This is a genomic window from Leptolyngbya cf. ectocarpi LEGE 11479, assembly GCF_015207065.1.
Classification (GTDB): domain Bacteria; phylum Cyanobacteriota; class Cyanobacteriia; order Phormidesmidales; family Phormidesmidaceae; genus Leptothoe; species Leptothoe ectocarpi.
Window position 1 is genome coordinate 1 of the sequence record NZ_JADEXP010000191.1, and the last position, 12,193, is coordinate 12,193.

Sequence of the window (12,193 nt, forward strand, 5' to 3'; positions counted from 1 at the left end):
CCCACTTTTCGTAGTAGACCCGGTATGATGCATGTCATGGCTATTCAGGTGGGTTTGTCTGTTAACAAAACCTTAGTGCCTGAATAGCTTTTCTGGCTATTTCTCTCGCTTTTCTGTCCGGACTATTGAAGTAGAAGGGGTAACTCTTTAAGCCGGGAAGCGAATTAGTCTTAAGGTATGTATCAATAAGCACATTGAGCTGCGCGACCAAAAAAAATAGCTCTGCAGCAAAGCTCAGAGCCGTGTATCGTATCCGATGCAAAACAAACTCGGGAACGATGAGTCTTACTATACGAGAGCGCAGCCAAAAAGTGGCTGGTTGTATCAAAGCGGATGCAAATCAGGGAATCGAGTCGATAGCGTCGGCCCTCGGAATGAGTAAAAGCAGTGTGCATCGTCATCAGCAAGGGATAGCGCGTCGCAACCAGTATGCAGAATCGGAGCTTTGGGAAACCGCGAGTGGGTCAGCTTGGCTAAAACGTCTGGTGTTAGGTGTGCTCTATCACTTTGGGATAAAGCACGGTATCGGGGCAGAAAGCCTATGCGAGTTTTTTAAGTCGGTTCATCTAGAGACCCATGTGGGTGTATCAGCCAGTGCCCTGCGTCAAGTCAAGCATCGTGTTGAAGAGGTCATTGTCGCCTACGCAGTCTCCCAATCTGAGCAGTGTCAATCTCATAACAAACCCGGCATCTGCCTTGGGGGAGACGAAACCTTTTTTGGACTGCCGATACTGGTGCTGGTGGAATTGGCGAGTGGGTTTATCTTTACCGAAGTGGAATGTGAGAATCGTCAGTATGCAACCTGGCGTCACCAGCTAGAGCAATGGTGGCATCCGTCCGACTGGCAGTGCCACTTTATGGTCAGTGATGGGGCTCGTGCGTTGGTGAAACTGGCCATCTCAGGCCTAGGCACCGTCAGTGTGGCCGATTTGTTCCATGCCATGCGAGCCTTAGCTCGTCCTATCGGCAGTGCCTTGGGACGCCAACTGGCTCAGGTGGAGAAACAACTCGACACCCTTCAACCGCAAGTGAACCAAGCCAAGCACAAGGCCAAACAACAGACCTTGAACGTACAGCTAGAGACCCTGACCCAGCAATACCAACAGCTTGAACAAGATCAGCACACCTATCATCGTGCCCTGGCCGATATTAGCCAAGCGGTTCATCCTTTCACCCTTGATACCCCTCAATGGCAATTGTTTGACGACTTAACCACCCAGTTAGCGGCTCCGTTGAAGACACTGACTCACCTCGCCAAGCTCTATGGAGGGGATAAGGCGCAACATGCGATTGACACCTTTGACGCTCAGATTCCTCAATTCGCTAACGGGATTCATGCCTGGTGGCAGTGGGTGATGCAGGCCTTAGCCTCTGAAACCCAGGAGACCGACGTTCAAAATTGGGTTCTCACCGCCGTATTGCCTTGGGTGTATTGGGCTCAACAGACCGATAAAACCCGCAAACCTCATCTCAAAGCACGCTACCAACAAGCGGCCAGTGATGCCTATGATCAGCTCATGGCTCACGCGATGACCCTACAGATCGATGACGCCCAACGACAATACTGGGTCCAGTGGTGCCAGTGGATGTGTGCCAAGTACCAACGCACGTCCTCTGCCGTTGAGGGACGCAATGGCTATCTATCCCAGCGCCATCATGTCAATCGTGGCTTTTCTGCTCAGTCGTTGAAGGTACTCACCATTATTCACAATTTTGACCTTAAACGTCCCGATGGGACCACCGCTGCTCAACGACTCTTTGGACACTCATTTCCAGACTTATTTGAATGGATCCTCGGTAATATTAATGAGCTTCCCATGCCTAGACGGTCATCTAAAGCACATCAAGTCGTTCCCTTGCACGTAGAGCTTTTCCCGGCTTAAGTTGTTACCCAGTAGAAGAGTATATGCAGGGTTATTTCATTCCGAAAAGTGTGCTTGCATGTACTAACGAAAATTCTTGATATCAGGCTTTTGGAATTTGAGCATGTGATAGCTGAATCCCAATAAACCTGTTCCAGATTTAGAATGAAATAGCCCTGAGGTAGATGCACAAAAGTTCTGATAATTTTATCATTTCTTGCAACTTGATTCTTCGCGGTCAAACTAATTTAACTTAAGTTGACAAGTAGTCTCTTTTGAAGGATTGATACAGTCTAACCTATCCGTATAAACCCAAAGTTGCATGTTTCTTATTTCAACTTTCGCCCATTTTTCATTACTAGAATGCTTTTCGTGAAAGATCACATCTGTTCCCACCTTCGCCTCTAATACTACAGGAGCTGCATTTGGATCTGAAGTATTAACATCCAATAATGGAATTTGAGGACCTTGACTAGCGTGAGCAGATGATTCTCCAGGCATAGTTGTAGTATTGCAACTAACTGAGGTTACTGAAACAGCAGCAATCGCTATTAAAGATTTGATAGCAGTTTTGAAATTTTTCTTGAACATATTGAAGTCCTTTGATAAAGGTAAAGAGCACTTTACTTTTCTGTGTCTATATCTTCACAACAGGAAAAATCAATATTTAATTTTTGTTAAGAAACAAGCTTTTGGCACTCTTCATGGCTGCCCGAGCTTTAGATACTCGTTGGGCAGTAACTATCCAACAGTAAAATGATTTAGGAAGATCGTGAGTTGTTGGTTTAGTTCAACTTTAAAGGAGTTATGATCTTTGCTAGTCCTGATAGTACGTTATGAAAACGACAGCTATTACTAACGTTTTGCCAATTTTTCAGGCATTTTCAGAGCCTTATCGACTGCAGGTGCTCGAGCTACTGCGCGATCGTGAACTATGCGCCTGCGACATTGCTGAAAGCCTAGAAGTTAGCGCCTCTAAGCTCTCATTTCATCTCAAAACTTTGCGAGAGGCCGGATTGATTCAAGGTAGACAGGAGGGGCGCTGGATCTACTATCGACTCAACCTGCCACAGTTTGTAGTTTTAGAACAGTATTTATCTGACTTTCGGCGGAAGAGTTCGGTCTTACCCGCCCGCAGCTGTCCGGATTAACCATTTTCGCAATTAGGCTTCGGCGATTGGCTGAAGAGATACAAACTGAAAGTTGTTTAAATGTGATTTTCTGTGGTGTCATAACGATTCCAAGTTCAGCGGCTAGAAGCTGGCTGGACGCTACGGTTTAAAGGGATTTTTTTCTGCCTGGAGGGCATCAATCCAGGCTTGAGCTTGGGATGCACGCTCACTGAACCCTGACTCGATGTAGTCACGGTAGGCTTGGAAATCTGCGATCGCACCTTCAATATCGCCCGCCACCGCATGAATAATGGCCTGACTATCGAGACTACTTTGAACACTGGGAGTTAGGGCAACTTCGTTTTCGCAGGCAAACAGCACAGCCTCCATCTGCTGATTAACTGTGCCAAACCAGCAGAGCATGTCCCAATCCTGCGCCGTGATTGCAAGATCAGGATCGTTCGCTTGGGCCATTCTGTAGGCCTCGATAGCGGCTGCGACTTTGCCCTCTTGCACCTGTTGCTGAGCCTCGACAATGAGTTGAGGGGCAGAAAATTTACGAGCGACTTGCACTGGCTCCGTTTCAATGGCTGCTGTCCCAGGATTCAAGTCAAGACTAGGAAAAAGCTCAAGGGCTTTTTGATAAAGGGGGATCGCGTTCTCACTATCGCCATAGCGGGCCAGATTCTCCGCCTGATCGCGCTGAGAGATGGCGACAAAATAAGTGGCAACAGCCTGAGTCTCCTGATCTAACTCGGGGGTGTCAGGGCGAAGGTCGAGATCAGGATTATAGTCGAGGGCTTGGTGTAGTATCGCGGTGACAGCATCCTGGTCGTCTGGTGTTTGGGCCTGGTTTTGAGCTTGGTAAACTAGTGCGATCGCAGCTCTTTTTTCCGGCGCAATTTGCAAGCTGCTATCCCACTGCCGCGCCCGCTGAAACTTTGCCACCGCCCCGTCAAAATCACCAGTTTTTGCCAAAGCATCACCCTGGGCCAGCAACGCGGGCGCTGCGGCCACAATCAATTGATCATTTTGGCAAACCTCCAGCTCTACCAATGCATCTGGATGAATAGTGAGATACTCCGTCAGCCAGTCACACCCCTGGGTCATCAGGGTATCTAAGCTAAAATTCCACAGTTTGGCGGTACCATCTCGACTAGCAGAAGCAATTGTTCGCCCGTCTGGACTAAAATCGAGATCAACAGCCCAGTCCTGATGGCCCTCTATCGTAGTGATGAGCTTGCCATCTAGCTGCCAGAGTCGGATAGTATTGTCCTCCCCCGCAGACGCCAAGATATTCCCGTCTGGGCTAAATCGCACCTTAATAGCATCATCTCGATGCCCCCTCAGGGTTTGCCGCAGCTCACCGTCTAAGGTCCATAGCTTAATTGTATTGTCCTCACTGACAGAGACTAGCTGCTGACCATCCGGGCTGACCCGCATACCATAGATACCCGCCGTATGGGCCTGCCAGCTTTTGATCAAGGTGCCATCCGTTTGCCAGGTTTGGATTTTACCTTTCCAACCACCGGTAATAGCCGTTTTGCCATCGGGGGTAAACTGCAGCCCGTAGAGAAATTCAGAATGCCCGTCTAAATTTGCCACCAGGGTGCCATCGGTGCGCCAAAGCTTAGCCATCACAGGCCGATTGCGGGTATTTGTAAACTCCCCTGTCATCAACAATTCACCGTCGGGGCTAAATGCCATGGATGTCACTGAAGAGAGATGGCCATCCAGGCTAGCGATAAGCTCACCTTTAGGGTTCCAAAGGTAAACCATACGGTCTTCCCCAGCCGAAGCCAGCAGCTGGCCATCGGGGCTGAATTTGACCTGGTAAACGGCCCCACGGTGAGCGTCAAGAGTCGTGAGTCGTTGTCCCCCACGGTTCCAAAGATTAATAACTCCGTTTGTACTTGCGGAGGCCAGCGTTTGGCCATCGGGACTGAAATCTAGGGTCCAAACCGAGTCTTCGTGGTCTTCTAGGGAATGTAACAACTGACCCTTTTGATCCCAAAGTTTGATGGTTGAATCTTCACTGGCGGTGGCGATGACTTCTCCATCGGGGCTAAATCTGACGGCCCGCAACGCTTCTGTTGAGTCAGGCTCCGCTAGGATGAGAGCGGCTGAATTTTGCGCTTGCCACACTCGTAACGTGCGATCGACACTAGCGGAGAAAATGCTCTGATTATCTGGGCTAAAGTCAACGTCTAAAATCCATCCATTGTGACCCGACAGTGTTTGAATCAGATCGCCATCACGCTTCCACAGCTTTAGGGTGTTGTCGCCGCTGGCGGATACCAGCGTTGTTCCATCGGGACTGAATTCAATTGCTGTCACTAAATTGCGATGGCTTTCTAAGGCGGTAATTAAAGTGCCATCGAGACTCCATAGACGGATAGTCTTGTCGCGTCGCCCCCCCGTTGAGGCCAATACCTGACCGTCGGGGCTAAAGGTAAAATCCCAACCGATATCTGTGTGCTCGGCCAGGGTGGATATTAAGGTGCCATCGGCTCGCCACAGCTTTAGGGTGTTATCAAAGCTGGCGGTGGCAATGGTGTTGCCATCGGGGCTGTAGCGAACTCGAAAGATGCGATCGCGATGCCCCTCCAAGGTTTGTCGCAGCGTCCCATCTAAATTCCAAAGTTTAGCCGTACCATCTTGACTGGCAGTGATCACAGTCTTGCCATCGGGACTAAATTGCACATCCGTAAGCGGAGCCGAATGCCCCTCTAACGTTGCCAACAGAGTGCCATCGGCTCGCCATAGCTTGGCGGTGCGATCTTCACTGGCAGTGGCAATCGCTTCCCCAGTAGGGCTAAACACCACAGCTCGCACATTGGCTTGATGCCCTGCCAGCGATTGGTGGCCCTGCCCCTCAATTTCCCAAAGGCGCACGGTACCATCGTTACCGGCAGTGGCGAGAAGTTGTTCATCAGGGCTGAACTGAATAGCGCTGTAGAGAAAGTTATACCCTTGAACAAACTCGTAGTCTGCCAATGTACGCATCAAACGACCGTCTGCTTGCCACAGTTTGACCGTGCCATCATCACTACCGGAGGCAATGAGCTGACCATCGGAGCTGATTTTCACGGTACGCACCGTATTCTCATGTCCGTCTAGACGGTTGCGCGACGTCATGCCATAAACGTCCTGTTGGAGGGCGGCCAATACCTGGTAGCGGGTTTCTGAAGTGATTTTGTCGCCGAGGGTTTGCACCTGGTGACCGACGGCCAGGCTCTTTTTGAGGGCTTCTATTTGTAAGCCGGAGGTTTGTAGATTTTTTGCTTCCAGGCTTTTGACTACAATCTCGGCATTGATGCGCCCCCGCTCGGCCTGCTGTTGTTGTTGAAATGCAAACAGGCCGAGTACGGATGCGATCGCAAGCCCCGAAACAGCGGCAGCTAACCCAATCGTTGTTGCTTTACGGGCTTTTTTCTGGCGCTCTAGCTCTGCAGCTTGTTGGGCTTGGACCGCTTTGCGGCTGGCATTAACATAATCTCGCTGTAGCTGAGTCGATCTCGGTTCTTTTTCGGCATTATCAGCCAGCCACTGAAAAACTGTGTCTAGCTCTCGCCCCCGCAGTAGTAAGTCATCAGTGCGGTGTTTTTTGTCCCACTCGATGGCTTTTACCAAAATACGAGTATGCTCTCGCACATGGATCAAATCGGTATTCAGAGCCTCGACTAGCGATGAAAAAGCATGGTCAAAGTCATCCGCTGCTCGAAAAAAGAGCCAGTTGTGTTTACCCAATGCCGGGCGTACCAGGGACATATCAAACCCCTCTCGGTACACAATCGGCAGCAGCCGCTTATTGTTTTCCACCGCATGGTCAATCTCCTGACCACAAACTTTAGATGTAATCGAGTCGGGACTAATCACAAAGATAAACGTATCCGCCCCTTCGATACCTGCCTTGATTTCCTCCCACCAATCAGCTGTTAGGGGGATATTTTCCCAATCTACCCAGGCATCGTATTTACTGTCGGTCAGGGCCTGATTGAGCACCTGCACAAAGGCACTGTCTTTGCGAGAGTAGGAAATAAAAACGTCAGTCATGGCTGTGGCAGATTACCCCAGGACTTCTTCACAGGATTAATCTACCATTCCTGATTTAAAAAAGTGAAAAATAGATTTTATACAGATATTCAGTTCATTAAGACGATATTTCGGAAATTTCACAATCACCCTGGCGGGTACTGAGGGATCGTAATTCTCTTCTCTTAGGATAGGTTCAACAAAGCATAAAACAACTGCTTTTGACTCTAGTTTCTGATGGCGTGTCTCAAAATCTCAAAATCCTTGTTGTCCCATGCAATGACTCCCCGCCAACTTATGGAACATTACCGCTGCATGGGGACTATCCATGGTTGTGCAGTTATGGATAATTTTTCGTCCTCAACTGGCAGATATCTGCAAAGCAGCTGGCATTTAAGGGGCGGTATCTATACCCAAAACATCAACAACTGAGTCAACTGGAAACTTTAGATTTGAACTATGGACAACAGGGTCCGGCGAGCTTTTCATTTGCCTACATAACCAACCGAATTGAGATAATTCCTATGGCAACTCTTCCAAGCGATCCCCTATTTTCTACTCAGTGGCATTTACGCAATAGCACCCCTGGCCTGTTGGACCTTAACGTCGTTGACGTTTGGGATGACTACACGGGCGCTGGTGTTGAAGTAGCTGTTTTAGAAGGCCCTGTTCAGCGCACCCACCCTGACTTGGACGGTAACTATTCAAGGGCCAAAGATTGGGATTTTGTGAACAACGATACTAACCCCAGCCCTGATGCCAACAATACCAGGGGCCAAAGCCATGGCACTGCGGTGGCCGGTGTCATTGGAGCCAATGCTAACAATGGTATAGGCGGTGTTGGTGTTGCCTACGATTCAACTATATTTAGCTTCCGCACCAGAAACGGTGGCGATGTATTGATGGTCGCCAATGCCTTGGATAACGCATCGGGGCTGACTCAGACTAGGGGTCGCAATCGCGAAGCTGATGTGGTCAACATGAGCTTTAGCACCTATAGCTTTTTCGATACTGGCCGCAATGCTGCGGAGATGGGGAAACTCAATACCGCCATTGATAATGCGGCTCGTTTTGGTCGTGATGGTCTGGGTACCATTTTGGTGAAATCAGCAGGAAATGAGCGTGGTACTGATTTTGATACAAATGCCATGTCTTGGAATGCTAATCCTCGCACCATTTCTGTGGCTGCTGTTAACCAGAATGGATTCGTCTCATCCTACAGCTCCTATGGTGCATCGGTTCTAGTATCAGCCTTTGGCACACCGGGACAGGTTGTCACCACTGATAGAACTGGAACAGATGGTGCTACTTCTGGAGACTATCGATTTAACTTTAATGGCACTTCGGCATCGACTCCTATGGTGTCTGGTGTGGTGGCATTGATGTTAGAAGCCAATCCCAAATTGGGTTGGCGCGATGTGCAAGAGATTTTGGCTTACTCTGCTCGCCATGTGGGTAGCGATGTGGGTACCGGTACGAACGGCAGTGAAGAATATGCCTGGAGCTTCAACGGTGCCAACAACTGGAACGGTGGTGGTCTGCATTTTTCCAATGACTATGGCTTTGGCCTGGTAGATGCAAAGGCCGCTGTGCGAATGGCAGAAACCTGGGGCAGTAGTTCTCAAACTAGCACCAACGATGTTGTTGTATCTAAAGACTTTCTTGATACTGCTGTTACCATTAGCCGAAGCGGTACCTCATTTAACCGCGCGGTCACTGGCAACGTTGATATTGAACATGTTGAAGTAGATATTCGGTTTTCTAAGTGGTATGACCTAGGTGATTTGGACGTGCGCCTGATTTCGCCCGATGGTACAACCAGTATTCTGATTGATAATAGTGGCGAAGATAACGGTAGTGCCTCAGGTGGATTCACCGGACGCTGGAAGTTTTACTCCAATGCATTTCGAGGTGAGAATTCCGTGGGCAATTGGCAAGTGGAGTTGGTGGATGCTGATAGTACGTCAGCCTCTCCAATTACAGTTAACGATATTGATGTGCGATTTTACGGCCAGTCACCCTCCATCCACGACACGTTTATCTTCACCGAAGAATATTCAGACTATGACGGCCTGTTTGGTCATTCTCGCTTTATTAATGGTGGCCTCGGTTTCGATACTATCAATGCGGCTGCCGTTGATTCTAACAGTCAAGTTAATCTAAATGCTGGAACGGGCCGGATCGACGGTGTGAGTATTGACATTGCTGGGATTGAGAAGGTTATCACAGGTGATGGTAATGACTTTTTGACTGGCAACAGCAGCAGCAATGTTCTGATTGGTATGCGTGGCAATGATAGAGTTGCTGGCGGCGGCGGCAATAATTCTATCAATGGTACAGGTTATGCTTCCCAGGGGGATGGTGAGCGCGATATCCTGATCAGTAGCAATTTCAGCAATACTGATACCTTTATCTTGGGTGAACGACAAAACAGTTCGGGGCGTGTTTTTTACAACGATAATGGAAACGCTGACTACGCCCTGTTGCAGAACTTTGATGCCCACAATTTTGCATCAGATGTGGCAGACCGCATTCAGCTATTAGGCAGGGCATCATCCTACTCAATCTCGAACGTCTCTGTCAGTGGCATTATCGGTGCTGGCATTAGCTACCTAGGTGACCTAATTGGCCTTGTTCAAGGGGTGAATGCATCCAGTCTAAGTCTGTCGAATACGGACCACTTTACATTTGTCTAATGGCTGAGGGTGAACCCCTGTCATCCCACTGCCCATTCACGTTCGGCTGAACTCACGTCGAAGCCTATTCCCACTCACCTACTCAGTTACTGAAACTGTAACACTGTCACCTTGCTGTCGGGCTGCTCTAAATACTGCTGAGCCGTATCTTCAATTTTTTGGAGTTGCCCCATGGCCAAACCACAGGGAAACCCGTACTTCGCCTTCACCCGATCGCTAGCTATCTGGAGAGATTCGCGAGAACGCTGTAGAAAATCAGTAATGGTATAAGATTTACCAATCTGAAAATAATCTTTTACAATCAGCGAGGGTGAATAGCAGCTCTCTTGTTGTCCATCAGGCCATTGAATATGGAATCGAACTTCAGGCATGGTGCTGTTTCTGTACAGCAGATTTTTTTACAGTAGATTCCTGTTTGGTAGACTGAAGCATTAGCAATAGCTTGAAATTAAAGCGGCTTAAACGCGTGAAACCGCCACGAATACGGTCGACTAACTCAAGCATGAAAACATACACAAGATCACGCTTATTGGGGTATGGATTATTAGGTAGTGGCATAATACATTTGGCCTCAAATGAATGTGTACACTGCAGATTTCAACTTACTGGCAACGATAAGAAAGACCCGCTTAAAATACGTAGGTTGTTCTACTGAGAGTTGCGACTCTTCATAGCCATTTTATCAACTATTGTTGATTTGTTTATCATTAGTTCATTTTTACAGACATTTCTACAAAATAGCTGTAGTGGCTGTTACTGAAGCGAGCTAAAGAAGAGGGAGTGTCAGTAACGCTTTAAATCAATCATGCAACATTGGCTGGCCATGATGGATACTGGGCAATTGCAGTAGAAACAGATGTTATTTCTGACATTGCCCGTCACCTGGAAATAGCTACCCCGGAAACATTAGACGCTGGGAAAAATTAGTGATTCCAGGTGACGGGCATTTAGACAAGGCGTTGTTGCTATCTTAGTCTTCAGCTCGAACCGGCACATTCCAGGAAGCCTTGGAAAAAACTGGCAACCTTAAGAAAAGGTTTACCATTGACGATATTCAATCACGAGCCTGCCGGATCATTGAGAATGAGACGGCCTTTGGTACCACCTTGATGCGTAAACTATGGGGTGCCTGAAAGCTCCGTGTAGAGTTCCAGATGCATGGCAGCAGACGTTTGCCAGCTGTATTGGCTGATAATGGGACAACTGTTTTGAATTAAAGGTTGGCTGATATCAGGGTTGAGGAGAGTGAGCATGGCGGTTGCGATCGCATCCACCTCCCCAGGCTCCACCAGCATAGCCGTTTGCCCTGATAAAAACTCCGTAAACGGTGGCTGATTAGAGGTCAACACCGGTACCCCAGAGGCCATGGCTTCTAGTACCACCAGCCCCCAGCCCTCCTGCACCGACGGAAACACAAACGCATCCGCTAGCCGATAGAGGGTGGGCAGCTCCGCATCGGGCACCACACCGGGCAGCACCAAACTATCGGCTAGATCGTCAGCTGTCACCAGCTTCATAAATTCCTGTCTATAGGCCTGATAGTCAAACAGCGTCGCCCCGCCTGCTATGACCAGCTGGGCCTGGGGCTGCTGCTGTCGCACCCGATGAAAGGCTTTGAGCAAATTGATCGAATTCTTACGCGGTTCAATTCCCCCCACGGTGAGAAAAACCGGACCGTTATGGATGCCGTAGGCGCTAGCTAACGCCGCTTCTGAACCATCAGGCTGAGCAGAAAAGCGACTGCTCACACCGTTAATCACCCGATGGGCTTGGATACCGTAATCTTTTTCCAATGCCTGCTGCCAGATATCGCTGACGCAGAGACAGCGATCGGGCTGATGGATAGACTTTTCCTGACAGTCTTGTAAATAGGGACTTTGAAAATCTTCGATGTGGTGAACGGTGCGGACAAAGTGGGGAATGCGACCCTGCTGTTTAAGTATGGCTAGGGCATTGGCGCTAAGACAGTCTTGGGCATGGTAAATGTCGTATTTTGCCGGATGTTGTTGAAAAAAGCTGACAAACTCACCAATACGCTGTTGGATCAGCTGATCGATCCCCTGGTCGCAAGCACCTGCCGGCACTGCCTGGGTTTGAAACTCCACCTGGCGATGAAATCCCTGACCATCTTTATCAAGGGCAAAAACACAGGGGTGATGGCCCAGATCTTTGAGGGCCTGGGCAAGTTCTAAGGTGTGGATGACGCTGCCACGGGGTTTGGTAGCGTAGGTGAGGAGGGCGATACGCAGGGGTATAGACATGGCCGTCAACTGTCGTTTGACAAGCATCGTGGTTCAAAGGAGTGATTTTTTTCCAGTTAACCAGTAGGTCGTGATTTTTCCTTTTCCTTTTACCGCAATGGCCCCCCGCCGCTCAAAGGTATACTGCTGCGCCAGCTTTTCATACACCGTAGGCGTCACCTGAATTTTGTCTGCGGCTCCTTGGGACTCCATGCGACTGGCCACGTTGACCGTATCCCCCCACAGAT

General features: G+C 49.0%; 8 protein-coding genes. 3 read left to right on the forward strand and 5 right to left on the reverse strand.

Annotated features, from left to right (window positions below; genetic code table 11):
- Positions 1-278 precede the first annotated feature (278 nt).
- Positions 279-1,883 carry a DUF6399 domain-containing protein gene (locus tag IQ260_RS18700; RefSeq protein WP_193994620.1) on the forward strand — a complete coding sequence of 535 codons (1,605 nt, stop codon included), beginning with the start codon at positions 279-281 and terminating at the stop codon, positions 1,881-1,883.
- Between the two features lie 222 nt (positions 1,884-2,105).
- On the opposite strand, the gene IQ260_RS18705 is transcribed toward IQ260_RS18700, so the two are convergent.
- Entirely contained in the window at positions 2,106-2,453 is a 348-nt protein-coding gene (locus IQ260_RS18705; RefSeq protein WP_193994621.1) for a hypothetical protein, read from the reverse strand.
- Positions 2,454-2,698: 245 nt separating this feature from the next.
- On the opposite strand from IQ260_RS18705, the gene IQ260_RS18710 reads away from it, so the two are divergent.
- Positions 2,699-3,013, forward strand: a complete 315-nt coding sequence (locus IQ260_RS18710; protein WP_193994622.1) for an ArsR/SmtB family transcription factor — start codon at positions 2,699-2,701, stop codon at positions 3,011-3,013.
- Between the two features lie 120 nt (positions 3,014-3,133).
- On the opposite strand, the gene IQ260_RS18715 is transcribed toward IQ260_RS18710, so the two are convergent.
- A complete protein-coding gene (locus tag IQ260_RS18715; RefSeq protein WP_193994623.1) occupies positions 3,134-7,030 on the reverse strand; it encodes a WD40 domain-containing protein in 3,897 nt (1,298 codons plus the stop codon).
- Positions 7,031-7,533: 503 nt separating this feature from the next.
- Here IQ260_RS18715 and IQ260_RS18720 point away from each other — a divergent pair.
- A complete protein-coding gene (locus IQ260_RS18720) occupies positions 7,534-9,705 on the forward strand; it encodes a S8 family serine peptidase (protein WP_193994624.1) in 2,172 nt (723 codons plus the stop codon).
- 86 nt (positions 9,706-9,791) lie between these two features.
- Here IQ260_RS18720 and IQ260_RS18725 read toward each other — a convergent pair whose 3' ends face one another.
- The 3 genes from IQ260_RS18725 to IQ260_RS18735 form a co-directional block, all read right to left on the reverse strand.
- Positions 9,792-10,076 (reverse strand): MSMEG_0570 family nitrogen starvation response protein, encoded by a 285-nt coding sequence (locus IQ260_RS18725; protein ID WP_193994625.1) that lies wholly within the window; start codon positions 10,074-10,076, stop codon positions 9,792-9,794.
- A gap of 747 nt (positions 10,077-10,823) precedes the next feature.
- The gene (locus IQ260_RS18730) at positions 10,824-11,993 is read right to left on the reverse strand and encodes an MSMEG_0565 family glycosyltransferase (RefSeq protein ID WP_228016250.1); all 1,170 of its coding nucleotides are present in this window, start codon (positions 11,991-11,993) and stop codon (positions 10,824-10,826) included.
- A 6-nt stretch (positions 11,994-11,999) separates the two neighbouring features.
- A partial coding sequence (locus IQ260_RS18735) for an adenylate/guanylate cyclase domain-containing protein (protein WP_228016251.1) occupies positions 12,000-12,193 on the reverse strand: 194 nt, incomplete at its 5' end.

Bases quoted from the DNA above. Each gene is read 5' to 3' on its own strand.
- IQ260_RS18700 (WP_193994620.1), top strand. From the start codon at position 279: ATGAGTCTTACTATACGAGAGCGCAGCCAAAAAGTGGCTGGTTGTATC.
- IQ260_RS18705 (WP_193994621.1), bottom strand. From the start codon at position 2,453: ATGTTCAAGAAAAATTTCAAAACTGCTATCAAATCTTTAATAGCGATT.
- IQ260_RS18710 (WP_193994622.1), top strand. From the start codon at position 2,699: ATGAAAACGACAGCTATTACTAACGTTTTGCCAATTTTTCAGGCATTT.
- IQ260_RS18715 (WP_193994623.1), bottom strand. From the start codon at position 7,030: ATGACTGACGTTTTTATTTCCTACTCTCGCAAAGACAGTGCCTTTGTG.
- IQ260_RS18720 (WP_193994624.1), top strand. From the start codon at position 7,534: ATGGCAACTCTTCCAAGCGATCCCCTATTTTCTACTCAGTGGCATTTA.
- IQ260_RS18725 (WP_193994625.1), bottom strand. From the start codon at position 10,076: ATGCCTGAAGTTCGATTCCATATTCAATGGCCTGATGGACAACAAGAG.
- IQ260_RS18730 (WP_228016250.1), bottom strand. From the start codon at position 11,993: ATGCTTGTCAAACGACAGTTGACGGCCATGTCTATACCCCTGCGTATC.